The following is a 25817-nucleotide window of genomic DNA, read 5'->3' on the forward strand; positions in this document are numbered from 1 at the left end:
CCCGCTCATCCGTAGCTGCGCGGAGGGACCGGGCCGGCCGCCAGGGCCACCGCGTCGGCGAGCGCGCAGATGTCGCCGGCCGTCAGGCCGGACACCGTGAGCCGCACCCCCGGTGGTGAGGAGATGCGGAAGCGGGCGCCCGGCGCCACCGCCCAGCCGCAGTGCAGCAGCCGGGCCACCGCACCGGTCTCGTCGGCCACGGGTACCCACACGTTCATGCCGCTGCGCCCGCGGGCATCCACCCCCCGCTCCGCCAGGGCCCTCAGCAGCGCGTCGCGGCGGTCCGTGTAGGCGGCCGCGACGGCCGACGGGTCGACGGCCCCGGAGGTCCACAGCTCCACGACGGCGCGCTGGGTCAGCCGGCTGACCCAGCCGGGGCCCAGTCGCTGACGCCCCTGGACCCGGTCGAGGGTCACCCGGTCACCGGTGAGCACGGCGAGCCTGAGGTCGGGACCGTACGCCTTGGCGACCGACCTTACGAGCACCCAGTGGTCCGTGACACCGGCGAGGGGGTGCAGCGGCTCGTCGACGATCGCATGGCCGTGGTCGTCCTCGACGAGCAGTGTCCTCGGGTACCGGCCGAGCACGTCGCGGAGTTCGCCGGCGCGGGACGCGGAGACGACGGCACCCGTGGGGTTCTGGGCCCGGTCGGTCACGATCAGGGCCCTCGCCCCGCGGCCGAGGGCCCGCTCGACGTCCTCGGGACGCGGACCGTCGTCGTCGACGGCGACCGGAACCGGCCGCAGCCCGAGCGCCGGGACCAGGTCCAGCAGGCTCCCCCAGCCAGGATCCTCCACGGCCACGGCGTCGCCGGGCCGGAGATGGGCGTGAAGCACCCGCTCGATGGCGTCGAGCGACCCGGAGGTGACGGCGACCGGGCCTTCGGGCACCCCGTCCGCGTCCAGCCCGGCACGGGCGAGCCGCGCCAGTTGCGGGTCCACGGCGTCCTGCCCGTAGAGCACCGGCCGGACGTCATGACGGCGTGCAGCCGCCGCGAAGGCGCCGTGGAGCGGGGGAAGCAGGGCGGCGTCCGGATTGCCCTCGGAGATCTGGCGCACTCCGGGCGGGGCGTCGATCGTGAGCGAGCCGCGCGCCGTACTGGCCGGCCGTTCGCGCACACGACTGCCCTTGCGGCCGGCCGTCTCGATCACGCCGCGGTCGCGCAGCGTCCGGTAGGCGGCCGCGACGGTGTTCGGATTGACCCCCAAGGAGGCCGCCAACTCCCGCATGGGGGGCAGCGGTTGGCCGGGACGGAGATCCCCCGACCCGACACCTCGCTCGATGCTGGCCGCGATGTCCGATGCGCCGCGCCCTTCGATCCGATACTCTCCTAGCACAAACAAGATTATGCACTAGTGCAATAGGAGAACGCAATGGCACCGTCCCAGGAGTCGCCGACCTACCGGTCCACCGACCGGACCGTCCCCACCAGGGCGCGCGAGCGCGCGTCCCACGACCGGGCACTGGTGCACTCGATACTCGACGAGACCTCCGTCTGCCATCTCGGCTTCGTGCGCGACGGAGCGCCGGTGGTGCTGCCGACGCTGTACGGCCGGGTCGGCGACGTGCTCTACGTGCACGGCTCGACCGGATCCCGTCCGCTGCGCATGGCCGGCCAGGCCGATCCCGGCCTGGAGGTCTGCCTGACCGTCACACACGTCGACGGCTTGGTGCTCGCCCGCTCGGCGTTCCACCACTCGATCAACTACCGGTCGGTGGTGGTCCACGGCACCGCCCGCCAGGTGACCGATCCGACGGAGAAGCGCGCCGCTCTCGACGCCCTCGTCGACCACGTCGTCCCCGGCCGTTCCTCCGACTCGCGTCCGGCCAACGCCAAGGAGCTCGCCGCGACGGCCGTGCTCCGGCTGGATCTGGACGAGGTCTCCGCCAAGGTCCGGGCGGGCGGACCGAACGACGACCCCGAGGACCTGGCGCTTCCGCACTGGACCGGGGTCGTCCCGCTGGTCAGGGGCCACGGAGTGCCGGTCCCCGCGGACGACATGGACCCGTCGGTGGCCCTGCCCGCGTACCTGGCCTCGCTGTGACGGCCGGCCTCCGGCGAGGCCGGCCGGGCCGTGTGACGCCTGCGGGGTCACACGGCCCGTCGCCGCGAGGCGCACGATCGGGCCGCGGCACGGCGGGGTGGAAGGGGGCCCGTCGGGTACTGTTCGGCCCCCGTCGTGGGTCGTCGACGCCGACCGTACGGCAGGATCAGGCCGGCACGTCCACGGCGCCGCGCCGCCCGGACGGCCGGGTCTCCTGCCAGGCCAGCCCGACCACCGCCGCGAGCAGGACCACCGTCCCGGCCACCGTCGCCGAGGTCAGCCGTTCGTTCAGCGCGGTCACGGCCAGGACCGCCGCGCCGACCGGTTCCAGCAGCATGATCACCGACACCGTCGCGGCGCGGACGACCGCCGCTCCCGCGAAGTAGAGCGCGTAGGCGAGCGCCGTCGGGACGGCGGCGATGTAGACCAGCATCCCCAGCACCCGCAGCGGCTCCGCGGTGTGCGGCAGGAGCCCCTCGACGAGGGCCGCCGGCAGCAACCCGACGGCGCCGACCACGAAGGTCCACATCGTCGTCGACAGGGGATCGGGACCGTCGCCGTCCCGGCCGAGCCAACGGGTCAGCAGGGTGATGGCGGCGTAGCCCGCCGCGGAGACGACCGCCAGCACCACGCCCACCGGCCGCACGGTGCCGCTCCCACCGCCCAGAACCAGCACCACGAGTCCGGTCAGCGCTCCGGCGACGGCGGCGATCCCGCCGCCCCCGAGCCGCTCCCCCATGGTGATCCTGGCGCCGAGGGCGATCAGCACGGGTCCGGCGCCCAGGGTGACGACGGTGCCGACCGCCAGCCCTGTCTGTTCGACGGCGGCGAAGTAGGCGCTCTGAAAGACGGTCAGACCGACACCGGTGCCGAGGATGCGCAGCAGCCTGCGGCGGCGCGGTTCGGGCCTGACCACGCCTGCGCGGCCGCGCCGCGCCGCCCGGCGCCCGCGCAGCGCGAGCGCGCCCGCGAGCAGCAGCAGCCCGCCCAGGCAGCGCCAGAAGGACAGGGCGAGCGGGCCGAGGTCACTGGCCTCGAAGACCAGTGAGGCGGCCGCCCCCGCGGTCCCCCAGGCCGCACCGGCCACGACGAGGTAGAACAGGCTGCGCCCGACGGGCAGGCCGGTGACGGCAGCCGAAGAAGGATTCGACACGTGAGTACTCCGTGCTGGGTGTCCGGGGGAAGCCCCCGGAGGCCCGCCCCGAAGGGTGGGGAACGTCTCCCACGACGGGCCTGAAGACAGGACAGTTGGCCGCTGGACTCCACGCGCGGGCAGCGACGAACCGTCCGGGGGACTTCACACCCCGGACCCGGTCTTCGTCGGCGGAGAACCGCCCGCGCTAGGCGGCGGGCGGCGGGAGAACGGTCGAATGCATGATCGCCACCCTAGACCGCCGCCCGCTCGGCCGCCAAGTCGCCGTCGGCAGCCCCGGCCACGGTGCCGGAACCGCCAGCCACCGGTCCGGATGCGGCCTTCGGCGTGGAGGACTGGGCGATGAACGCGCCCACGAGCACCAGGGCACCGCCGGCGACCTGGGGCGCGGAGAGGTGCTCACCGAGCAGGACCCAGGCCAGCACCGTCGCGATCACCGCCTCCAGGCAGGCGACGACTCCCGCGACCTGCGGCGAGAGCCTGCGGACGGACACGACGCCGGTGACGTAGGCGACGACCGTGGCGATCAGGACGATCCAGCCGAGCAGCAGCGCCGCCGGGACGGTCGTGCCGGCCAGGGCGGCTCCGCCGCCGAGCACCTGCCAGTCCATCCCCCAAGGGCGGGCGACGACGGTCAGTACGAGCGCACCGACGAGCAGTCCGTACGCGATGACGCCCAGCGGGTCGGCGGCGTCGTCTCCGTCGGAGCCCTGGGCGGACAGGACGAAGTAGCCGACCTGGCAGCAGGCCGCCCCGAGGGCGAGCAGCAGACCGATCGCGTCGAAGCCCAGCCCGGACCAGACCTCGACGACGCAGGCGAGCCCGCCGACGGCGAGGACGACACCGACGGCGGCGGCGCGGGTGACCGGGCGGCGCTGGACGAAGCGGACCCAGGCGAGGACGAGGGCGGGGGCCAGGTACTCGATGAGCAGCGCCACGCCCACGGGGATGCGGGAGATCGCCGCGAAGTAGCAGGCCTGGACACCGGCGACGGCGAGCATCCCGAATCCGGCGAGCAGCGCCGGTTTGCGTATCAGCAGGTCCCGGTGGCGCCATGCGACGGGAAGCATGACGAGGGCGGCACCGGCCACTCGCAGCCACACCACATGCAGGGGGTCGATCCCCGCTTCGATGAGCGGCTTGGCCGCCACACCTGAACCACCGAAGGCGAACGCCGAGGCCAGGGCGAGTCCCAGCCCGGCGCTCCTTTCCCGAGACGCGTGCATCGGCACATCATGGCAGCCCGGGTCAGGAGCGTCACGTCCGTCGCACCTGTTGAGACAGCTCCCCGATCCGGCCGGTCAGCCGGTCGGGGTCGACCCCCGCACGCACGAGGACCTCGGCGGCCCTGGACTCGCGGTCGGCGGCGAGTCCGGCGAGCAGATCGAGTCCGCCGGGCCGGTGCTCCCCACGGTCCGCAGCCCGCTCCCGCGCGCGCAGCACGGCGGCTTCCGCCGACGGCGACCAAACCGTCTGCCCCGAGTCCCGGTCCGCCGGGACCACCGGGACCGCGCCGGAGTCCTCGACCGTCGCCTGCCAGCGCAGCCCGTACCCGATGCTGCGCTGCACGAGATAGCCGAGGACGCGGGCGACCTGGTCCGGGCCGCCGAAGGCCGCCCGGACGTCGGGTCCGGACTCGACCAGGGAGTGCAACAGATGGGCCGTGTCGATCTGGGGGTCACCGTCCCGCAGCGCACGCCGGCGCGCGCCGGCGACGACCGGCGCCAGTTCCTCGGAGAGTCCGGCGTCGGTCCCGGTGGGGGCTGGAGCGGGCTGCCGGGGCACACGCGGGACGGGGAAGTGCACGGTCCCACCCCATCAGCCGCGTACGGTCCGGGTCATCGCCGCACGGGAGCATTCGGGCATCCCGCGGAAGGTGGGCACCGCGTGCCGCGCCTCCTCCTTGCGGAGGAGACGCGACCCGCACGAGCGGTGCCGGGCGCTCCCCGCCGGCCGGAGACCGTCGGGCACCGGCCGCGGAGACCGTGGCCCAACGACGCGAGCCGACCGGATCTGACAGTTCATCAGTATTGAATGTTGCCGACCGCACGGCTACGTTCCGACGGCACCGGAACCCGAGGGGCCGCCGGGCCCGACGAGAAGGGGTGGTCGCCATGGCCGAGGTCAGCGCCGACGCACGCATCGGGGCGCCCGCCGGGCACGTGTGGGCCCAGCTGACGGACTTCGCCTCCTACGGCCGGTGGAACGCCACCCACACGAGCTTCCCGCAGGGCGGTCCCGAGACCCTCGAGACCGGCGCGACCTTCACGGAGAACATGAAGCTGATGGGCTTCCCCGCGGAAGTGCGCTGGACGGTGCAGGAACTGGAGCCCGAGCGGGTCCTCGCGATCAGGGGCACGGGCCCGATGGGCGTCCTCCTCGGCACCCGCTACACCCTCACCCCGGAAGGCGGTGCGACGACCGTTCGCATCGACGGGGAGTTCACCGGCGCCGCCGTCTCGCTGATGGCGGGCAAGCTCAGGGACTCGGCGACCGCCGCGCTCAACGAATCGCTCCGCAGGCTCGGCGGGCTCGTGAGCTGACCGTCCCGGAGACGCGCGGGAAGGGCCCCGCGCGGGGCCCTTCATCTCGCCCCGGCCGTCCGCGGGGGCCGGCCGGTGCCCCCGCGGACGGCCGGGCAGGCTCAGCCCTCGTCGGCCAGGATGAGGTACAGCTTCTTGCGGGCCTCGCCGATCACCGAGATCGCCTTCTGCCGCTGATCCGGGGTGCCGGTCTTCCAGACCTGGCCGAAGGCCTCCATGAGCCCGAACCCGGCCTGACGGATCTCGTTCATGGCGTCCCAGTCGATCCCGCGGCCGGCCTCCTCCCAGGGCGCGTCGGGAACCGACTCGGCCTCGGCGCGACCCGTCCCGGTGAGCGTGAAGAGCTTCTTGCCGCCGTCGCTCTCGCTGGTGATCAACCCCTCGTCCTCCAGCAGCTGGAGCGTGGGATAGACCGAGCCGGGGCTGGGCTTCCAGGCCCCGCCGCTGCGCTCGCCGATCTCCTGGATCATCTCGTACCCGTGCATCGGGCGGTCCTTCAGCAGGGCCAGGATCGAGGCGCGCACATCACCGCGGCGAGCCCTCCCCCGGCCGCGGCCGCGGCCGCCGCCCCACGGGGGACCGCCGAACCCCGGCCCGAACGGGCCGAAGGCGGCGCGGCGCCCCTCGTACTCACCCCGACCGTGATGGCCGGGCCCGCAACCGCCCTGTCCCGGGCCGGGTCCGAAGCCGTGTCCATGTGAACGCATCACTACGCTCCCTCCATCATCGACCTGTCGCGATGCTTCAACGATATATCGGAATACTGGGACTGACAATCGCCGACCGGTCCAGATCACCGGGATTGGCCTTGGCCTGCGACATCGCCCGGCCTCTACGGTCGGCGCCATGCGGATTCGAATCGTGGACGCCTTCACCGACCGGCCCTTCGCGGGCAACCCCGCCGCGGTCCTGCTGCTCGACGCCGACGCCTTCCCTGACGACGGCCGGCTCCAGGACGTGGCGACGGAGATGAACCTCTCCGAGACGGCCTTCGCCCATCCACTGCCCGCGGGCGGCGATGCGGACTGGGCGCTGCGCTGGTTCACACCGGCCGCCGAGGTGGACATGTGCGGGCACGCGACACTGGCGACGGCCCACGTCCTCCACCGGACCGGGGCCGCGAGCGGCACCGTGCGCTTCGCAGCGCGCTGCGGGATCCTGAGGGCGACCGTGCACGAGAACGGCTCGATCACCCTGGACTTCCCCGTGTCGTCCCTGACCCCGGTGGACGCTCCGGACGGCATCGCCGACGCCCTCGGCGCCGTTCCGCTCTCGGTCCTGGACACCTCGGACCACATCGGCGACCTGCTGGTCGAGCTCGGCGACGAGGCGGCCGTCCGCGGGCTGCGCCCGGACATCCGGGCCCTCGCCGCCCACTCGCAGCGCGGGATCATCGCCACGGCGGCGGCTGCGAACCCGGAGAAGGGGTACGACTACGTCTCGCGCTGCTTCTTCCCGAACATCGGCATCGACGAGGATCCCGTCACCGGCAGTGCCCACACCGCCCTCGCGCCGTTCTGGTCGGCGCGGCTGGGCCGCCCGGAGCTGACCGGGCTGCAGGCCTCCGCCCGCTCCGGCCTGGTACGGACGGAGCTGCGCGGCGACCGCGTCCTGCTCACCGGCAACGCCGTGACCGTCGTCGACGGCGAACTGCTCTTCGCCCTCTGACCGGGACTCGGCGGTCACCGCGGCCGCGGTCCGCCCCGGGAACGCGGGAGGGGCGTACGGCAGCTCCGCCGTACGCCCCTCCCGCGTTCCTTGCCCCGTGCCGCGACCGGCCGCGACACAACTCATGCCGTGGGCAGCCAGCCCACCTTCCCCGCGAGCAGTCCATAGCCCACGAAGGCGACGACGTCGAGAAGCGCGTGGGCGGCCACGAGCGGTCCCACCCGGCCCCAGCGGCGGTACAGCAGGACGAAGACCACGCCCATCACCATGTTGCCGACGAAGCCGCCGATCCCCTGGTAGAGGTGGTAGGAGCCGCGCAACACGGAACTGGCGACGAGGGCGCGGAACGGGCTCCAGCCCAGTTGGTCCAGCCGCCGCAGCAGGTACCCGACGACGATGACCTCCTCGACGACGGAGTTCTGCACCGCGGAGAGAATGAGGACGGGGTACTTCCACCACACGTCGGGAAGCGACTCCGGAACCACCGTGAGATTGGCCCCGGCTGCCCTGACCACCAGGTAGAACGCCAGACCCGCACTGCCGATGCAGGCCGCCACCAGCGCACCTCGCCCAAGGTCGGACCACGGCCTGGTGCGGTCGAAGCCGACGGCCCTCAGCCCGCCGGCGCCCTCCCTGACCAGCAGGTGGCCGACGAGAACGACGGGAACCAGCGCCGTCGCGATCCCGAACAGCTGCCATGCGAGGTCGAGCCACGGCCGGCCGGGCGCATAGGAACTGTTGAGGTTCGCGGCCTGGTCCGCGAGACCGCCGGGCTTCGTCAGCGACCCGATGAAACTGATGAGCGACGACACCGCGCTGGCGCCGAGCGAGAGCGCCAGGACGATCAGGGTCTCGGACCGCAGTGTCCCGCGCGGCAACCCCCCGTCGGGGACCGATCCGGACACCCGTCCCGCCTCCGCCTGCACACTGCCTCCCGTAGCCTCGGTCCCGCCGTCACAGCTTGCCCGACGGCTGGACCGAGGTCGAAGGCGGGACCCGAATGCGGAGCGGTCAGTCCCCCGGTCCGGCGGGCCAGGTGTGCACGGGTTCGTCCGTATGCATCAGCGCGGTGTAGCGGCGCGTGACCGCGGCGAGCGCGGCACGCCGGTCGAGCCCGGCGTCCAGCGCCCGGTGGAAGGCCTCCACCTGCCACGACGCACCGTTCACCCGGCGCCTGCACCGCCCCTCGATGACACCCAGGTAGAAGTCCCGGTCGGCGGGTTCCACGTTCCATGCGTCCAGCCCGGCCGCCGCGAGCGGCAGTAGTTCGTCCCGTACGAGCTTGACCGCGGGGACTCGGGTGAGCCCGCCGCCCCGGCCCGGGCGGGGCCACTCCAGCTCGGCCTCGATGCCGTGCCGGCAGGCTGTTTCGAAGTTCGCCGCGGCGGTCTCGAACGGCATCCGGGTCCACAGCGGTCGCGGCTCCTCGGCGAGTGCCCGCACGAGCCCGTAGTAGAAGGCCGCGTTGGCCACGACGTCGGTGACGGTGGGGCCGGCCGGGAGCACCCGGTTCTCGACACGCAGATGGGGCACGCCGTCCGCGAGACCGTAGACCGGCCGGTTCCAGCGGTAGACCGTGCCGTTGTGCAGGACGAGTTCCTGCAGCCGCGGCACACCGCCGTCGTCGAGCACCCGCAACGGCTCCTCGTCGTCGCAGATCGGCAGGAGGGCGGGGAAGTAGCGCAGGTTCTCCTCGAAGAGTTCGTAGGCGGAGCCCACCCAGCGCTCGCCGAACCAGGTCCTGGGCCGCACGCCCTGCGCCTGGAGCTCGGGCGGCCGGGTGTCCGTCGCCTGCTGGAAGAGCGGTGGCCGGGACTCGCGCCAGAGTTCCTTGCCGAACAGGAAGGGGGAGTTCGCGCCTACGGCGATCTGGACCGCCGCCACGGCCTGGGCGGCGTTCCACACCTGGGCGAACCGGCCCGGGGTCACCTGGAGGTGCAGCTGCACCGACGTGCAGGCCGCCTCCGGAGCGATCGAGGACGATGTGCAGCCGAGGTGCTCCACGCCTTCGATGTCCAGGGTGAAGTCCTCGCCGCGGGCGGCGACGATCTGGTCGTTGAGAAGGACATAGCGGTCGACGTCCGACAGGTTCGCGGAAACCAGATCCTTGCCGTCGAGGGTCGGAAGAATTCCGATCATGACGATTCCGGCATCGATCTCGGCAGCTTTGCGATGGGCATATCCCAAACCCGTGCGAAGTTCCTCCGCGAGCTGGTCGAGGACCCGGCCACCGAGCCGGTGCGGCGCTATGTTGACCTCCAGGTTGAACATTCCGAGCTCGGTCTGGAAATCACGGCTGGCAATCCTGTCGAGCACCTCGGCATTCATCATCCGGGGCAGGCCGTCGGAGCCCGCGAGATTGAGCTCGATCTCCAACCCCATCAGATTCTTGGGGCGATCGAACCTCTTCTCCGCCAGGAGTCTCCCCAGTCCCGCCAGGCACTGCTGGAGCTTTCTCCGGTAGCGTTGCCGATCGGACAGGTCGAACCCGCCTGCCACGATCTTCTCCCCCATCGAAGGGTCCCTCCTCGAGTGGGCAGTCCGCGGCCGGGCCGCTCGTGTCACGGACGATAATGCCCAGACGAAGGGATCCGTAACGTCTCGCGCACGACCGATGGGCCGCTAGTCTGAAGCGGCGACTGTGCGCCATCCGTCCGGCACATTCCGTCGGCATGGCGCAGTGAGCATTTACCACTTACCGCGGTGTGGTGAAAAACTCCGACGAGATTCGGCCGACCGCTCGTGGGGTAACACACCAGGTGACGCCGCTGCGTTCACGAATATCCCCCTCGAACTCCGCGCACTGAAGGCCTGATTCGGCCTTGACTGCAATACCGGGGACGGCTAGCAGAAACATTGAGTGAACACACGTCGTATAAACTCGCGCGAACGAGGCAGAAAGTCGGCGCCCGGCCACGGAATTCCGGCCCCCTCCGGCCCACGCCGACAGAGCCGTCCGCATCTGCCCTCGCATCACCCCTGTCTCTTGAGTGAGAGGCGACCCACCATGCCGCTGCATGTCCCCCCGGCTCCCGCGCCCGCCCTGCGCAGCGTCCTCACCGCACTCGGATCCCCCTCCGCAGTCCGCGAGGCGCGCACTCCTGCCCTCCGTTCCGTCCAGGGAGCGGTGACCGCCGAACTCCCGCTTCCCGTCCACGTCCTGGACCAGGTGGTGCCGCAGGGCGACCGCAGGCCCCGCACCCGGCTGGCGGGCTGGCGGTTCCTGATCCGCGGCGGCGACCGCGCCATCGCCGCCGCTGACACCATGCTGACCCCGGACGGCTGGGCCTTCTCGCACTTCTTCGAAGGCCCGTACATCGCGTCGACCGAGCGGGCGCTGCAACAGGCCGAGACACTCCCGGGCACCCACCAGCCGCGGTTGCTGTCCGTGCCCGAGCTGTACATGCTCACGCTCTGGCTGCACGGCGACCGCGAGGCGGACCCGGCGAAGGGCAAGCCGGCCCCCGCCGACCTGCTGGTGCCGCTCGCTCCCGCACCCCCGGGCATCGCCGCCCACCGGCCGCACCGGGTGGCCGATCTGCTGCCGGTGATGACCTCGAGGGTCACACCCGCACGCCTGCTGGGATTCCCGGCCTGACCGGAGTCACCGAACACCACTGCCCCGTGACATGGAGTCACGGGGCATGTTCATGCCCCTTCCGGACTAGCCCACTACGGCCAGTGCGAACCCCCCGAAGGGACGGTGCACTTGAGCTGAACCGCCCGCCGGGGTGACACGTCATTGACTGGTAGGACGAGCTGCCGTGAAATCCCTGCGGATTGACGCCCGTGGGGCAACACTGGGATCGACGACAGATACGGGGGACGGCCATGAGCACCGCATCGAGCCGCAGGACACTCACCACATCGCAGCGAAAGAACCCATCCATGTGCCAGCACCAGCCACCGTGCCCGACCGCAGACTCCGCCGACCGGGAAGCCGCCCGCCTGGTGGCACACCATCCGGAGCAGGGCTGGAGCCTGCTGTGCAACGGAGTGCTGCTCTTCGAGGACACGGGCGAACTGCTCCCGGACGGCCAGATCATCGCCCCGCACCGGCCGCTGCGGATCGTGACGGCGGCCTGAGGCCCGCCGTCCAGCCGGGCCCCGGCCCGCGCTCCGTGCCGACGGACCGAGGGGCGCGACCGGCCCACGAGTGAGGAGGGCCGGCTCGGAGAGACTCCGAGCCGGCCCTGACGCTTGCCGGGCAGTACCCGGGACAGCCCTCAGCTGTCGTACTCGTCCAGCGGCGGGCAGGAGCACACCAGGTTCCGGTCACCGAACGCGCCGTCGATCCGGCGCACCGGCGGCCAGTACTTGTCCGTCGCCTCGACACCGGCCGGGAACACTGCCTCCTCGCGGCTGTACGCGTGCTCCCACTCCCCGCCGAGCACGGCCGCGGTGTGCGGGGCGTTGCGCAGCGGGTTGTCCTCGGCGGGCCACTCGCCGGAGGCGACCTTCTCGATCTCCGCACGAATAGCGATCATCGCGTCGCAGAACCGGTCGATCTCGGTGAGGTCCTCGCTCTCGGTGGGCTCGATCATCAGCGTGCCGGCCACCGGGAACGACATCGTCGGCGCGTGGAAGCCGTAGTCGATGAGGCGCTTGGCGATGTCGTCGACGCTCACGCCGGTCGCCTTGGACAGCGGCCGCAGGTCGACGATGCACTCGTGCGCGACCAGGCCCGCCGGTCCGGTGTACAGCACCGGGTAGTGCGGCTCGAGGCGCTTGGCGATGTAGTTCGCCGCGAGCACCGCGACCTGGGTGGCGCGCTTGAGGCCCTCGCCGCCCATCAGCCGCACGTACGCCCACGAGATGGGCAGGATGCCCGCGGAGCCCCAGGGGGCGGCCGAGATCGGGCCGACGCCGGTCTCCGGCCCGGCCGAGGGCTGGAGCGGGTGGTTCGGCAGGTACGGGGCGAGATGCTCACGGACTGCCACCGGGCCGACACCGGGACCGCCGCCGCCGTGCGGGATGCAGAACGTCTTGTGCAGGTTGAGGTGCGAGACGTCGCCGCCGAACTTGCCGGGCCTGGCGAGGCCGACCAGCGCGTTCAGGTTGGCGCCGTCGACGTACACCTGTCCGCCGGCCTCGTGCACCTGGGCGCAGATGTCGGCGACGTGCTCCTCGAACACGCCGTGCGTCGACGGGTAGGTGATCATGAGGACCGACAGCTCGTCGCGGTACTGCTCGATCTTGGCGCGCAGGTCGTGCACGTCGATCTCGCCGTCGTCGGCGGTCCGGACGACCACGACCTTCATCCCGGCCATCACCGCACTGGCGGCGTTCGTGCCGTGCGCGGAGGACGGGATCAGGCAGACGGTGCGCTGCTCGTCGCCGTTGGCGCGGTGGTACGCACGCACCGCGAGGAGACCGGCCAGCTCGCCCTGGGAGCCGGCATTCGGCTGGATCGAGACCTTGTCGTAGCCGGTGACCTCGGCGAGGCGCTCCTCCAGCTCGTGGATCAGGGTCAGATAGCCCTCGGCCTGCTCGACGGGGGCGAAGGGGTGGATCTGGCCGAACTCCGGCCAGGTGACCGGCTCCATCTCGGTGGTCGCGTTCAGCTTCATCGTGCAGGAGCCGAGCGGGATCATGCCGCGGTCCAGCGCGTAGTCGCGGTCCGCGAGCCGGCGCAGGTAGCGGAGCATCGCGGTCTCGGACCGGTGCGCGTGGAAGACCGGGTGGGTGAGGTAGTCGTCCCTGCGGAGCAGCGCGGCCGGCAGCGTGTCCTCGACGGTCGCGTCCAGCTCGTCGATGTCACCGTCGACGCCGAACGCGGCCCAGACGGCGGAGACCTGGGCGCGCAGCGTGGTCTCGTCGCAGGAGAGCGACACGTGGTCGGCGTCCACGAGGTGCAGATTGACACCACCCTCGCGGGCCGCGGCCACGATGCCGGCGGCCTTGCCCGGAACGCGGGCGGTCAGCGTGTCGAAGAACGCGCCGTGGACGATCTCGACACCGCCCGAGCGCAGCCCCTCGGCGAGGATCGCGGCGTAGCGGTGGGTCCGGCGCGCGATCGTCCGCAGGCCCTCGGGACCGTGGTAGACGGCGTACATCCCGGCCATGACGGCGAGGAGCACCTGCGCGGTGCAGATGTTGCTGGTGGCCTTCTCGCGGCGGATGTGCTGCTCGCGGGTCTGCAGGGCGAGCCGGTACGCCTTGTTGCCGTCGGCGTCGACGGAGACGCCGACGAGTCGGCCGGGCAGGCTGCGGGCGTGCTTCTGCTGCACGGCCATGTAGCCGGCGTGCGGGCCGCCGAAGCCCATGGGGACGCCGAAGCGCTGCGTCGTGCCGACGGCGATGTCCGCGCCGAGCTCACCGGGCGAGGTGAGCAGCGTCAGGGCCAGCAGGTCGGCGGCGACGGTGACGATCGCGCCGAGCTCGTGGGCCTGGTCGATGACCGGCCTGATGTCCCGGACGGCACCGGAGGCACCCGGGTACTGGACCAGCACGCCGAAGACACCGCGCTCGGCGATCTCCGCGGGGATCCCGTCGCCGAGGTCGGCCACGACGACCTCGACACCGGTCGGCTCGGCCCGGGTCTCTATCACGGCGATGGTCTGCGGCAACGCGTCGGCGTCGATGAGGAAGACGCCGTTCTTGACCTTGCCGACACGCCGGGACAGCGCCATGGCCTCCGCGGCGGCGGTGCCCTCGTCGAGCAGCGAGGCGCCGGACGTGGGCAGCCCTGTCAGGTCGGCGACCATGGTCTGGAAGTTGAGCAGCGCCTCCAGACGGCCCTGCGAGATCTCCGGCTGGTACGGCGTGTACGCCGTGTACCAGGCCGGGTTCTCCATCACGTTCCGCAGGACGACCGGCGGGGTGAAGGTCCCGTGGTAGCCGAGGCCGATCATCGGGGCGAGCACCTGGTTGCGGTCGGCGAGCCCCCGGAGCTCGGCGAGCACCTCGGCCTCGGTGCGGGCACCGGGCAGCCCCAGGGCCTCGGCGCTCTTGATGACGTCCGGCACGGCGGCGGCGGTCAGCTCGTCCAGCGAGCCGTAGCCGACCTGCGCCAGCATCTTCGCCTGGGCCTCGGTGTCGGGACCGATGTGGCGCTGCTCGAAGGGGGTGCCTCGCTCCAGCTGGGAGAGCGGAATGCGGTTGGCGGTCATTGCGGAGGCCTCCTGGTCGTAACGACCTGCGAGGGGCACCACGGCGCGGGTGCCCGGACGGCCTCCCCCTCTGTCATCTCAACCTGAGAGCTTCACCGGAACGCCGCGGGGCGCGCCGGCTTTCACCGTCGGTGAGAGCGGATGCCGTCCGACGCCCGCCCTGCTTTCCAGAGTGACCTCGTCCGTGCGGTACAGGGGCCTGAGAGATTCCGGGGAGGATTTGCTCCTTCGGCGGCTCCGGCTTTCACCGGGGCACTCTCCCGCACGGGGTCAGCAGCCGCTGCCAGCGTACCAGCGCGGCCTCACCTGGGACCTTCGAGTGGACGACGCCCCGGATGTGCACTTTCGTAGTGTCCAGCGAACCCGTGCGACCTGTTTGGAGGGACCGTGCAGACCGACATCGATCCGCGCAGCCTGATCGGCCGCAAGGCGTTCGACCGCGACGGCCACAAGATCGGGACCGTGGACGAGGTGTACCTCGACGACGCCACCGGCGTCCCCGAATGGGCGGCCGTACGGACCGGCCTGTTCAGCCGGGACGCGTTCGTACCGCTGGAACCCAGCCGGCTCGAAGGCGACGGCCTCCACATACCTTTCGAGCGCGCCCTGATCAAGGACGCGCCCGACTTCGGTGTCGGCCGTCATCTCTCCCCCGAGCAGGAGCTGCAGCTGTACCACCACTACGGTCTCGACCTGCCCCCACCTCCGGCGAGGCCGACCACCTCTCCGGCCCCCGGCGACGAGGCCGGCGGCCCCGGCACCGGATCCGCCGGGGACCGCGACTTCGGGCGGCTGGCCGGCCAGGACGACTGATCCGGCGGACGCACCAGCGGCAGCGGCTCCGAGGGCTCCAGCCCCGGGTCGTCCACCGCGAACGTCCGCACCCGTCCGGGCGCGGCCGACCACGGCTCCTCGAAGCGGACCGTGACCCTCCCCAACCCGCTGCCCTGGACCCACCCCGGGCCGTACTCGGCGTGGCGCACGTCCTGCCCGGCGGTCCAGCGTCGGTCCGCCGCGGGCCGCACGTCCCCGCCCGGGAGCTGCTCCACTCCCGGCGACGACTCCCGGGGCGGCGCGAACTCCTCGTCCTCGTCGTGTCGCTCCCCCGCGGCGGCCTGTGCGAACAGGTCCTCCTGCGTGTAGTCGGCGAGGCCGCTCACGCCCACACCGAGCAGCCGGACACCGCCCGTGGTGTCCACCGCCTCCAGCAGCCGCGCCGCGGCCTCCCGCACCACCGCGGGATCGTCGGTGGGCCCGCGCAGCGTCTCCGACCGGGTCAGCGTCGAGAAGTCGAACCGGCGTACCTTCAGCACGATCGTCCGTCCCGAGTGCCCGGAGGCCCGCAGCCGGCGCACACAGCGGTCGGCCAGCCGCTCGACCTCCGTCCGGATGCGGACCCGGTCGTGCAGGTCCACGTCGAAGGTGTCCTCGACCGACACGGACTTGGCGTCCCGCTCGGCGACCACCGGCCGGTCGTCGTGGCCCATGGCCATCCGGAAGATCGCTCCCCCGTGCGCCCTCCCCAGCAGCCGTACGAGCTCGTCCTCCCCCGCCTCGGCCAGCTCGGCGACCGTGGTCATGCCGGCCCGCCGGAGATGCTCGCCCGTCGCCGGACCCACGCCCGGCAGGGTCCGTACCGGCATCGGGCCCAGCAGCTCCCGCTCGGTGCCGGGCTCTATGAGCACCAGCCCGTCGGGCTTGGCCTGCTCCGAGGCGATCTTCGCCAACATCTTGGAGCCCGCAAGGCCCACCGACCCCGTCAGCCCGGTGGCCGTCAGGATGTCCCTGCGCAGCCGCTCACCGGCCTCCCGGGCCGAGCGGGAGTCGTCCGCCGTGCCGCCCGCCTCGAGGTCCACGAAGGCCTCGTCCAGGCTCAGCGGTTCCACCAGGGGCGAGAGCCCGCCCAGCAGCTCCATCACCTGGTCGCTGACCGTCCGGTAGAGCGAGAAGCGCGGCACCAGGTAGGCGGCGTTGGGGCACAGCCTCCGTGCCTGTGCCATGGGCATCGCCGAGTGGACACCGAACCGCCTGGCCTCGTACGAAGCGGTGGCGACCACTCCGCGCGGCCCCAGCCCACCGACGACCACCGGCTTCCCGCGCAGACTGGGCTTCGCCGCCTGTTCCGCGGCGGCGAAGAACGCATCCATGTCCAGATGCAGGATGGTGGGCGCGGGTCTCACGGCTTCGATGCTGCCCTACGGCACTGACATTCGCCCGTACGCGCGTACACGGGCGACCGGGAAGTCCGGCCGGTCGGTAGTTCAGCCGGCGCGCTCGCGGCGGCGCCGGGCAAGCTCGTCACCGGGGTCGTGGCCGATCAGCGTCTCACCGGTGTCGATTCGCTCGCCGTGCAGCTGCGAGAGCGCCGCCTCGACGTCCCGCCACACGACTCCGACCGCGATCCCGAACACGCCCTGCCCACCCTGGAGCAGATCGACGACCTCGTCCGGCGAGGAGCACTCGTAGACCGTCGCGCCGTCACTCATGAGGGTCATCCGCTCCAGGTCCGCGAAGCCGCGGGCCCGCAGGTGCTGTACCGCAGCGCGGATGTTCTGCAGCGCCACGCCCGTGTCCAGGAAGCGCTTGACGATCTTGAGGACGACCACGTCCCGGAAGCTGTAGAGCCGCTGTGTGCCGGATCCGTGGGCCGACCGGACACTCGGTTCGACCAGACCGGTGCGCGCCCAGTAGTCGAGCTGCCGGTAGGTGATGCCCGCCGCCGCGCAGGCGGTCGGCCCCCGGTAGCCCACGGTCTCGGGCGTCACATCGGCTTGCGCACTGTCGTGAAGCGGATACGGCAAGTCCTCCGCGGGACCGTGCCCGTGAGCGCCCGCTGCCGTACCGTCGCCGCTGCTTCTCACGCCGACCTCCGTCCTTGACCTGCCTCCTCGACGGTAGGGAGTCACCCCGGGTGCGTCAACGATCGCCACACTCGGCACGCCGAGTGATAATCACCCTGAGAGTGGTTTTGCGTGCCCCGTTTCGGGGAATACGTGGTCGGATCCGCGGCGGAACGTCCGACATACGGGCCCCGACCGGGCGACACGCTCCTCCGAAACGGATCGTGGCACCGGGCCGGCGGATCACTGACTGCTGGAGCCGAAGTCCTCGGGCGAGATCTGGTCGAGGAACTCGCGGAACTTCTCGACCTCGTCCTCCTGCTCGTCCGGGATCGCGATGCCCGCGTCGTCCAGAACGCCGTCGCTGCCGTAGATCGGCGTGCCGGTGCGCAGCGCCAGAGCTATGGCGTCGGACGGCCGGGCACTGACCTCGACGCCGCTGGCGAAGACCAGCTCCGCGTAGAAGACGCCCTCCCGCAGGTCCGTGATCCGCACCTCGGTGAGTTCCTGTCCCACGGCCTCGAGCACGTCCTTGAACAGGTCGTGGGTCAACGGCCTGGCCGGCGCCATCCCCTGCTGCGCGAAGGCGATCGCGGTCGCCTCACCCGGTCCGATCCAGATGGGGAGGTACCGATCGCCTCCCACTTCACGCAGGAGCACGATCGGCTGGTTGGAGGGCATTTCCACCCGGACACCCACAACGTCGAGCTCGTTCACACAGCAACCCTAGGACGTGCCCGGCAGGTTTGGGTAGTCGGGTTCCTCCAAGATCGGTGCAAGCCCGCCCCGGGAGTTCAGGGCAGACGCACCCCCAGCGCCGTCTGGAGCAGCGCGGAGTGCAGCCTGACCGAGAGCGCCGCCAGCTCCTTCGCGGTCGCCTCGGCATGCGCCCTGGTCTGCGGATTGCGGTGCCGGCGGAGCGGTGCGACCACTTGTTCGACCAGGCCGGCCTCGCGGTCGGCAGCCGCCTTCATCGACCGCAGGTGTCTCGGCTCCAGACCGAATCTGCCCAGGTCGGCGATCAGTTTGGCCACCGTCACGGACTCGGCGTCATAGGCGGACTCCGCCGAAGGAGTGATCAGGCCGTAGGACTCCCACTCGTCGAGCTCCGCCTCGGTCACTTCGGCCGCCGCGAGCAGCTCCGCCCGTCCGACGCGGGGCGCCGTGGCCGTCTCGGAGGGGAACCCGCCTGCCGCACCGGAGTCCACCGGCCCGCTCGGGGGCGGCAGCGGAGGCCGCTCTCCCCGGGCCGACGCGTCGAGGTGCTCGCGGATGACCTTCAGGGGCAGGTAGTGGTCCCGCTGCATGCGGAGCACCTGCGCGAGCCGCTGGACGTCCTCGGCGCTGAACTTGCGATATCCGGACGGTGTGCGCTGCGGCTCGACGAGCCCCTCGGCCTCCAGGAACCGGATCTTGGAGATCGTGACCTCGGGGAACTCTTCGCGCAGCAGGCTCAGCACGGAGCCGATGCTGACCAGCCGGTCGCCACCGGCGGTGCCGTGACCGGCACCGCCCGTCGGAGTTCGCCGCATGGAGGTCCCTGAGGTCACATGCCCCGCTGGTTCGCGTAGAAGACCAGCCGGTACTTTCCGATCTGAACTTCGTCACCGTTGGCCAGGACGACCGAGTCGATCGGTTCACGGTTGACGTAGGTGCCGTTGAGGCTGCCGACATCGGTCACGGTGAAGGTGCCGTCGGCCGCCCTGCGGAACTCCACATGCCGCCGGGAGACGGTGAAGTCGTCGAGGAAGATGTCGCTCTGGGGGTGGCGGCCCGCCGTGGTCAGTTCGCTGTCCAGAAGGAAGCGGCTGCCCGCGTTCGGCCCGCGGCGCACCACGAGCAACGCGGATCCGAGCGGCAGGGCGTCGACGGCCGCCTGTGCCTCGGGCGAGAGCGACGGAATAGGCGTCTGGCCGGTGGCCTCCGCCTCATAGGCCTCGATCCCCGAGATGGAGATCGTCGAGGTCGTCTCCGAGGCACGCTCCGCCGGAGCTCCGGACCGGAGCGGCGCGCCGCAGTTGGAGCAGAAGCGGCTGGTCTCGGCGTTGCGATTGCCGCATCGCGTACACACCGGCATGGACGGGTCCTCCTGCCGCGGCTGCCCCGCGGGGGCATGGGATGCATACGGGTCGGGCGTAAACCCTCCACCCGCACTTGAGGTTGACGGTTCCCCGAAACCTATGCGGCCGGGACCGGCAGGGTCAACAGCAGACGCGCCCGGACCGCCGGGAATGTCACCACCGGCGATCTCGTCCCGGAAGAGCGGACGCTCGCCGCTCTGCTCCGCCTCCTGGCCATGGCGCGGAGCGCGATGACGGGCGGTGCCGCCGTCCTCGCGTGCGCTCTTGCCGAACAACTTCCCAAACAACTTCACGGGCGATTCCCCTTGACCGAAAAACAGACCCGCCCGTGGGGCAGGAACCCTGAATGAACACACCTGCCGACCCGGACATCCTCACAACGTCCGTACCCTCCGGACAGTTTCCACCACACAGCACTCCTACGATGCGCCGACCCCCCGCAACCCCTCGTCCATCTCCGGCCTCCCTCGCACGCCCTCGTCTCACCGGGAGGACGACCGAGCGTAGTCAGGCCGTTCCACGGGTCGCAAGGCGTCCACGACGATCTTCTCGGAGCGGGCCACCGTGGCGGTGGCCTGCTCCTTCTCCAGGGTCTGCACCACGCCGCCGGGAATGTTCAGCGCCGGCTCGAGGTCCTGAGGCTTGCCGATGACCTTGAAGCGGTACGGAGCGCTGATCTTTTTGCCGTCCACCTCGATGGAACCACCGTCGTCGGAGAAGTAGGAGTCCGCGACCACCCTCACCCCGTTGACCTGGATCGCCTCGGCCCCCGCGGCGCGGAGCTCCTGGATCGCGTCGAGCAGCATGTCCGACTCGACCGCTCCGGCACCGTCGCCGATGGTCAGCGTGATGCCCGGACCCTGTGCCGCCACGGTACCGGCGAGGATGCCCAGCTGCCGCTCCTTTTCCTGCGTCTGCCTGCGCGCCTCTTCTGCCTGGTCCGAGCTGGTCTCCAGTTCGGTCCGCTGGTCCTCGAGGCGCCGCTTCTCATCTTCCAGACGCTTCGTGCGGTCATCCAGTTCATCGAGGATGCGCACGAGATCTTCCTGGCGGGCGCCGCGCAGGGCGCTGTTGTCGCTCGTCGACCGGACCTGGATGGCCAGACCGAGGCCGAGGACGAACAGCAGGAGGGCCACGATGAGTTGGGCGCGGGAGAAGCGGGGCGGCCACAGCCCGGCCGCAAGTCGCTGCCGCCCGGTCAGCTGCGGCCCGTCGCCGGACGGCGTCGTCGGCTCCGGGCCCTGCTGCGCGGGGGCGTCCGTGCCGTGGACGCCGGTGCGGTCCGTCCGCTCCGCCCCGTCGGTCCGGGAGCCTCCCGTCCCGGCGGCGGACCGTGCTCCGTCCTTCCCGGCTTCCGCGGGCGTCGCGGGCGCCGGGACGGGAAGCGGCCCCGGCGCGGCGGGCACGGATCCGGGTGCGGGCAGGGGCGGATTCGGCCGGGTCCCTTCGGGCTTCCGCGGCGGCGTCGCCTCGGGCGCGCGCTCGCCCGTCGTCCTCGGCGTCCCGTCCTGGGAGTCCGGCTTCTCACGCAGGGTCTTGTCGTCGTCACTCATCGGCCTCACGCCCGGAACACATGGCGGCGGATCGCGGCCGCGTTGGAGAAGATCCGGATGCCGAGGACGACCACCACACCCGTGGACAGCTGCGCACCGACGCCCAGCTTGTCGCCGAGGAAGACGATCAGTGCGGCCACGACGACGTTCGACAGGAACGAGACCACGAAGACCTTGTCGACGAAGATCCCGTCGAGCATGGCCCGCAGGCCGCCGAACACCGCGTCGAGAGCCGCGACCACGGCGATCGGGAGGTAGGGCTCGACCACCGCCGGCACCTCGGGGCGGAGCAACAGTCCCGCCACGACTCCCAAGACCAGGCCCAGTACGGCGATCACGATGTGCCCTTCCCTGTCTCTGCCGTGCCCTGACCGGCGGGCGTGCCACCGGCGGTCCTCGGCTCTGCGGTACGTACGATCAGACTCGGTGCCGCCGGCAGACGCACCCGTTCCTGGGCGGAGACGCTGCTCCGGATTCCGAAGTTCTCCTCCAGCGCGTGGAGGTACCGGCCGTCCGCGCTGTCCTGGAAGGCGGTGCTCAGCCTCTTCCCGTCCCCGACGGCGAGCACCGTGTAGGGCGGCACCAGCGGCCTGTTGTCGACGAGTACGGCGTCACCGGCGGCCCTGATCGCGGACAGGGCCGTCAGCCGCTGTCCGTTGATCGCGACGGCCTCCGCGCCGGACTGCCAGAGTCCGTTGACGACGCGCTGCATGTCGCGGTCGCGGACCCGGCCGGTGTCGGAGAAGCCATTGCCCTCCCGCGGCCCCCCGCCGCCCGTCTTACTGTCCTTGGCATCGTCGACCACCAGCTTGACCCCCTGGCCGGTCACCTCGGTCGCGCCGGAGAGCAGCGCCACGAGGTCCCCCTGGTGCCCGCCCCGCTGCTGGAGCGCCTTGCGCTGCCGCTCGCCGACCTCCTCGCGGAGGCTGTCGACGTCCTGCTCCAGTTCGTCCGCCGCCGTGGTCTCGGCCTCGATGCGGTCGATGAGTTCTTCGCGTTCCTTCGCCACGACGGGTGCCGATATCCGCGCCTGCGCAGCGCCGAGGGTGACCACCAGCGCCGCCAGCACCAGCCCGGCCGCCAGCCACAGCTTGGCCCGAAGCGTCTGGGGCAGCTGTCCGCCCTGCGCGTCCCTGCGGGCCGCCGCCTCCGCGTATCCGTCGTCGAGGCTGTGGTCCATGACGTTGTTCAGCAGCGACATCGACGCATCGGGACGCGGCGGTGAGGCTGTCCTCGGTACGGGGGGCTGCTGCGGCATGCCGCACATCGTCGCACGTCGCAGCCGCTACCGCCGAATGGCCCCACGGTTGTGCCGGGATGCGGACGGCACCGCACCCCGGCACTCCGGCCCCAGACCTCGGGCAGGCTCACTGCTTCGTGTCGTCACCTGCGCTTTCCACGACCGCGGACCACTCGCCGAGGAGTGCCTGGGCGGACGCGTCGTCAGGGCCCTCGGCCCACAGATGGGTGACTGCCTCGGACGGGTCGGGGAGCACGAGGACCCAGCGGCCGTCGGCCTCCACGACGCGGACACCGTCCGTCGTGTCCACGAACCGGTCGCCGGCGGCCTCGACGACCCGGCGCATCACCAGACCCTTGACGGCCCACGGCGTCGCGATGTCCTTGCGGAGCACATGTGCCCTCGGGATACGGGCGTCGATCTGGCTGAGTGTGAGCTGGGTACGGGCCACCAGGCCGAGGAGCCGTACGAACGCGGCCGGGCCGTCGAAGACGCTGCTGAACTCCGGAACGATGAAGCCACCGCGGCCGTCGCCGCCGAAGATGGTGGACTCCTCCCGGCAGACCCGGGTCAGGTCGTCGGGGGAGGTGGTCGTCCACTCCACCTGAGTACCGTGGTATGCGGCGACCTGCTCGGCGATGCGCGTCGTCGTGACGGGCAAGGCCACCTTGCCGCTGCGGCGTTCCGCGGCCACGAGGTCCAGCATGACGAGCAGCGCCCTGTCGTCCTCCACGATCCGGCCACGCTCGTCCACGAACGACAACCGCTCGCCGACGGGGTCGAAGCGCACGCCGAAGGCCGCGTGTGCGGACGCCACGATCTCGCCCAGCCGCACCAGGCCCTGCCGGCGCTGCTCGATCGTCTCGGTCGGCCGCGACTCGTCCAGCCCGGGGTTGATCGTCAGCGCGTCCACGCCGAGCCTGCCGAGGAGGCTCGGCAGTACGAGACCGGCGCTGCCGTTGGACGCGTCGATGACGACCTTGAGGCCCGCCTCCGCGATCCCGCTGGTGTCGACGTTGCGCAACAGGGAGCCCGTGTAGGAGTCGTAGATACTCGCCGGGAAGGAGAGGTCTCCGATCTCCCCGGGGAACGCGCGCCGGTACTCCTGGCGCGCGTACACGCGGTCGAGCTTCCGCTGGCCTCCCTGGGACAGGTCCGCGCCTCGTTCGTCGAAGAACATGATGTCGACCGAGTCGGGCACGCCCGGCGAGGTGCGGATCATGATGCCGCCGGCGCTGCCTCGGGCCGTCTGCTGCCGGGCGACCGGCAGTGGGACGTTCTCCAGGTCGCGTACGTCGATGGCACTGGCCTGGAGTGCGGAGATCACCGCGCGTTTGAGGGCTCGCGCGCCTCGGGAGTGGTCACGGGCCGTGGTGACGGTCGCGCCCTTCTTCAGCGTGGTGGCGTAGGCGCCCGCGAGTCGCACGGCCAGTTCGGGCGTGATCTCGACGTTGAGGATTCCCGATACGCCCCTGGCCCCGAAGAGGTGCGCCTGGCCGCGGGACTCCCAGATCACCGAGGTGTTGACGAAGGCGCCGGCCTCGATGGTCTTGAACGGATAGACCCGAACGTTGCCCTGGACGATCGACTCCTCGCCGATCAGGCACTCGTCACCGATGACCGCGCCGTCCTCGATCCGCACGGCGCGCATGATGTCGGTGTTCTTGCCGATGACGCAGCCGCGCAGATTGCTGTGGGGCCCGATGTAGACGTTGTCGTGGATGACGGCCCGGTGCAGGAACGCACCCGATTTCACCACCACGTTGGACCCGACCACGGTGTGTTCGCGGATCTCGACGTCAGGCTCGACCTTGGCGTAGTCACCGACATAGAGGGGCCCTCGCAGCACGGCGTCCGGATGCACCTCGGCGCCCTCCGCCACCCAGACTCCGGGCGAGATCTCGAAGCCGTCGATGTCCACGTCGACCTTGCCCTCGAGCACGTCGGCCTGCGCCTTCACATAGCTCTCGTGGGTGCCGACGTCCTCCCAGTAGCCCTCGGCGATATAGCCGTAGATCGGCTTGCCTTCCTTCATCAGTTGCGGGAAGACATCACCGGACCAGTCCACCGAGACATCCGGCTCGACGTAGTCGAAGACCTCCGGCTCCATCACGTAGATACCGGTGTTCACGGTGTCCGAGAAGACCTGGCCCCAGGTGGGCTTCTCCAGGAACCTCTCGACCTTGCCCTGTTCGTCCACGATCGTGATGCCGAATTCCAGTGGATTCGGCACCCGGGTCAGGCACACCGTGACCAGTGCGCCCTTCTCCTTGTGGAACCGGATGAGATCCGAAAGGTCGAAGTCGGTGAGCGCATCGCCGGAAATGACGAGGAATGCATCGTCCTTGAGCGCCTCTTCCGCATTCTTCACACTGCCCGCGGTACCGAGTGGCTTCTCCTCGTGCGCATAGGTGAGCTCCATCCCCAGCTCTTCACCGTCGCCGAAGTAGTTCTTGACGAGGGAGGCGAGGAACTGGACGGTAACGACCGTCTCAGTGAGCCCGTGCCGCTTGAGCAGGCGCAGCACATGCTCCATGATCGGCCTGTTGACCACCGGCAGCAGTGGCTTGGGCATGCTCGAGGTCATGGGGCGAAGTCGTGTTCCTTCGCCACCAGCCATCACGACGGCCTTCATGTCGGAAGCGTCCTCCTTGAAGAGACGACGGTCCAGCCGACTTCACCCGTCCGGGCAGGCCCCTGTCCAGTTCTCATGCGGACCGGCGGGACTCTGCACAGCTCTGTGCATACGGCTCAATCGGCCACGGCGTCAGCCTTGACGAGTCGGCGGACCTGGACCACATAGAGGATCCCTGCCCACCAATACAGAGTTGTACCCCATCCTGCGAACGCCCATCCGAAGACTGCGGCGAGTGACGCAAGCCACCCGTCTCCGTCGCTGAGCAGCAGGAGCGGGAACGCATACATCAAGTTGAAGGTAGCCGCCTTGCCCAGAAAGTTCACCTGGGGAGGCGGATAGCCGTGCCGGCGCAGGATTCCCACCATCACGAGGAGCATGAGGTCCCTGGCCAAAAGTGCCGCGGTCAACCAAAGAGGCAGGATCCCCCGCCAGGTCAGCCCCACCAGGGTGGAAAGGATGTAGAGCCGGTCAGCGGCGGGGTCGAGGATCCGGCCCAGGCTGCTGATCTGGTTCCAACGCCGGGCGAGCTTGCCGTCGAGATAGTCGCTGACGCCACTGAGCGCGAGCACGAGCAGCGCCCAGCCGTCGGCCTTCGGGCCGCCGAACTCGGGCAGGAGGATCAGCCACAGAAACAGCGGCACGCCGAGCAGGCGGGCCATACTGAGGATGTTGGGGATGGTGAGTACCCGGTCGGTCTGAACGCGGGTCTCCTGGACCTCCACCCGGGGGCCTCCTGCCGAACGTACCAACGATGCCTCCTGACCTTACCTTCAGCAGGAAGAGCGGTGTACACAGGGGTGGCGGTCGCTCAGGCACGACCCGTCCCCCACGACCCGTGCCCGGGTCCCCCCCCGGAACGCGAAAAAGCCCCGGACCGTGTCGGTCCGGGGCTTTCCCAGAAGAATTGTTCGGCGGTGTCCTACTCTCCCACAGGGTCCCCCCTG

At 71.0% G+C, this 25817-nt stretch carries 22 protein-coding genes, 2 pseudogenes and 1 riboswitch; of the genes and pseudogenes, 6 read left to right on the plus strand and 18 right to left on the minus strand.

The genetic code is table 11. From position 1 onward, the window contains the following. Positions 1-5: 5 nt before the first annotated feature. On the minus strand, positions 6-1337 hold the full coding sequence (locus AB0J10_RS26950; protein WP_363065060.1) for an aminotransferase class I/II-fold pyridoxal phosphate-dependent enzyme: 1332 nt from the start codon (positions 1335-1337) through the stop codon (positions 6-8). Between the two features lie 36 nt (positions 1338-1373). Here AB0J10_RS26950 and AB0J10_RS26955 point away from each other — a divergent pair, with 36 nt between their 5' ends. Further along, positions 1374-2045: a pyridoxamine 5'-phosphate oxidase family protein gene (locus AB0J10_RS26955; RefSeq protein WP_363065061.1), complete on the plus strand. Its 672-nt coding sequence runs from the start codon at positions 1374-1376 to the stop codon at positions 2043-2045. Positions 2046-2211: 166 nt separating this feature from the next. On the opposite strand, the gene AB0J10_RS26960 is transcribed toward AB0J10_RS26955, so the two are convergent. The 3 genes from AB0J10_RS26960 to AB0J10_RS26970 form a co-directional block, all read right to left on the minus strand. Beyond that, complete coding sequence (locus tag AB0J10_RS26960) at positions 2212-3198, minus strand: DMT family transporter (protein ID WP_363065062.1); 987 nt, start codon at positions 3196-3198, stop codon at positions 2212-2214. Between the two features lie 233 nt (positions 3199-3431). Then, on the minus strand, positions 3432-4424 hold the full coding sequence (locus tag AB0J10_RS26965; RefSeq protein ID WP_363065063.1) for an EamA family transporter: 993 nt from the start codon (positions 4422-4424) through the stop codon (positions 3432-3434). A gap of 31 nt (positions 4425-4455) precedes the next feature. Then, the gene (locus AB0J10_RS26970) at positions 4456-5004 is read right to left on the minus strand and encodes a Clp protease N-terminal domain-containing protein (protein WP_363065064.1); all 549 of its coding nucleotides are present in this window, start codon (positions 5002-5004) and stop codon (positions 4456-4458) included. 308 nt (positions 5005-5312) lie between these two features. On the opposite strand from AB0J10_RS26970, the gene AB0J10_RS26975 reads away from it, so the two are divergent. Next, positions 5313-5741 (plus strand): SRPBCC family protein, encoded by a 429-nt coding sequence (locus AB0J10_RS26975; RefSeq protein ID WP_363065065.1) that lies wholly within the window; start codon positions 5313-5315, stop codon positions 5739-5741. Between the two features lie 101 nt (positions 5742-5842). Here AB0J10_RS26975 and AB0J10_RS26980 read toward each other — a convergent pair whose 3' ends face one another. Beyond that, positions 5843-6448, minus strand: coding sequence for a PadR family transcriptional regulator (locus AB0J10_RS26980; RefSeq protein WP_363065066.1), 606 nt, complete (start codon positions 6446-6448; stop codon positions 5843-5845). Positions 6449-6587: 139 nt separating this feature from the next. Here AB0J10_RS26980 and AB0J10_RS26985 point away from each other — a divergent pair, with 139 nt between their 5' ends. Beyond that, positions 6588-7409: a PhzF family phenazine biosynthesis isomerase gene (locus AB0J10_RS26985; protein WP_363065067.1), complete on the plus strand. Its 822-nt coding sequence runs from the start codon at positions 6588-6590 to the stop codon at positions 7407-7409. Positions 7410-7531: 122 nt separating this feature from the next. Here AB0J10_RS26985 and AB0J10_RS26990 read toward each other — a convergent pair whose 3' ends face one another. Next, entirely contained in the window at positions 7532-8335 is an 804-nt protein-coding gene (locus tag AB0J10_RS26990; RefSeq protein ID WP_363065068.1) for a type II CAAX endopeptidase family protein, read from the minus strand. Positions 8336-8420: 85 nt separating this feature from the next. Then, positions 8421-9923, minus strand: a complete 1503-nt coding sequence (locus AB0J10_RS26995) for a glutamate-cysteine ligase family protein (protein ID WP_363065069.1) — start codon at positions 9921-9923, stop codon at positions 8421-8423. Between the two features lie 493 nt (positions 9924-10416). On the opposite strand from AB0J10_RS26995, the gene AB0J10_RS27000 reads away from it, so the two are divergent. Then, positions 10417-11007, plus strand: coding sequence for a hypothetical protein (locus AB0J10_RS27000; protein WP_363065070.1), 591 nt, complete (start codon positions 10417-10419; stop codon positions 11005-11007). A 290-nt stretch (positions 11008-11297) separates the two neighbouring features. Further along, positions 11298-11495 carry a DUF5999 family protein gene (locus tag AB0J10_RS27005; RefSeq protein WP_093654310.1) on the plus strand — a complete coding sequence of 66 codons (198 nt, stop codon included), beginning with the start codon at positions 11298-11300 and terminating at the stop codon, positions 11493-11495. A gap of 140 nt (positions 11496-11635) precedes the next feature. Here AB0J10_RS27005 and gcvP read toward each other — a convergent pair whose 3' ends face one another. Continuing rightward, positions 11636-14521, minus strand: a complete 2886-nt coding sequence (gcvP, locus tag AB0J10_RS27010; RefSeq protein ID WP_363065071.1) for an aminomethyl-transferring glycine dehydrogenase — start codon at positions 14519-14521, stop codon at positions 11636-11638. Between the two features lie 177 nt (positions 14522-14698). Further along, positions 14699-14794, minus strand: a riboswitch (glycine riboswitch). Positions 14795-14908: 114 nt separating this feature from the next. Between gcvP and AB0J10_RS27015 the strand changes: the two are divergent. Further along, positions 14909-15223: pseudogene (locus AB0J10_RS27015) on the plus strand (PRC-barrel domain-containing protein); the annotation flags it as partial. Here the strand turns inward: AB0J10_RS27015 and AB0J10_RS27020 are convergent. From AB0J10_RS27020 to AB0J10_RS27065, 10 genes and pseudogenes are all read right to left on the minus strand, one after another. Continuing rightward, positions 15202-16701, minus strand: a complete 1500-nt coding sequence (locus tag AB0J10_RS27020) for a DNA polymerase IV (RefSeq protein WP_363065072.1) — start codon at positions 16699-16701, stop codon at positions 15202-15204. The pseudogene AB0J10_RS27015 and the gene AB0J10_RS27020 sit on opposite strands and share 22 nt — an antisense overlap. A gap of 81 nt (positions 16702-16782) precedes the next feature. Continuing rightward, positions 16783-17322 (minus strand): MerR family transcriptional regulator, encoded by a 540-nt coding sequence (locus tag AB0J10_RS27025; RefSeq protein ID WP_363065079.1) that lies wholly within the window; start codon positions 17320-17322, stop codon positions 16783-16785. Positions 17323-17604: 282 nt separating this feature from the next. Next, a complete protein-coding gene (locus AB0J10_RS27030; RefSeq protein WP_026281837.1) occupies positions 17605-18078 on the minus strand; it encodes a bifunctional nuclease family protein in 474 nt (157 codons plus the stop codon). 77 nt (positions 18079-18155) lie between these two features. Beyond that, positions 18156-18893, minus strand: a complete 738-nt coding sequence (locus AB0J10_RS27035) for a MerR family transcriptional regulator (protein WP_363065073.1) — start codon at positions 18891-18893, stop codon at positions 18156-18158. Between the two features lie 14 nt (positions 18894-18907). After that, positions 18908-19854: pseudogene (locus AB0J10_RS27040) on the minus strand (FHA domain-containing protein). Between the two features lie 70 nt (positions 19855-19924). After that, on the minus strand, positions 19925-20866 hold the full coding sequence (locus AB0J10_RS27045) for a DUF881 domain-containing protein (RefSeq protein ID WP_363065080.1): 942 nt from the start codon (positions 20864-20866) through the stop codon (positions 19925-19927). A gap of 134 nt (positions 20867-21000) precedes the next feature. Next, positions 21001-21333 carry a small basic family protein gene (locus tag AB0J10_RS27050; RefSeq protein WP_017948521.1) on the minus strand — a complete coding sequence of 111 codons (333 nt, stop codon included), beginning with the start codon at positions 21331-21333 and terminating at the stop codon, positions 21001-21003. Further along, positions 21330-22253 carry a DUF881 domain-containing protein gene (locus AB0J10_RS27055; protein WP_363065074.1) on the minus strand — a complete coding sequence of 308 codons (924 nt, stop codon included), beginning with the start codon at positions 22251-22253 and terminating at the stop codon, positions 21330-21332. The genes AB0J10_RS27050 and AB0J10_RS27055 overlap by 4 nt, the downstream gene beginning before the upstream one ends. 109 nt (positions 22254-22362) lie before the next feature. Beyond that, positions 22363-24870, minus strand: coding sequence for a mannose-1-phosphate guanyltransferase (locus AB0J10_RS27060; protein WP_363065075.1), 2508 nt, complete (start codon positions 24868-24870; stop codon positions 22363-22365). Between the two features lie 116 nt (positions 24871-24986). Then, entirely contained in the window at positions 24987-25595 is a 609-nt protein-coding gene (locus tag AB0J10_RS27065; protein WP_363065076.1) for a CDP-alcohol phosphatidyltransferase family protein, read from the minus strand. Between the last annotated feature and the right edge of the window lie 222 nt (positions 25596-25817).

Origin of the sequence: Streptomyces sp. NPDC049887, from assembly GCF_040656535.1 — a bacterium.
Classification (GTDB): Bacteria; Actinomycetota; Actinomycetes; order Streptomycetales; family Streptomycetaceae; genus Streptomyces.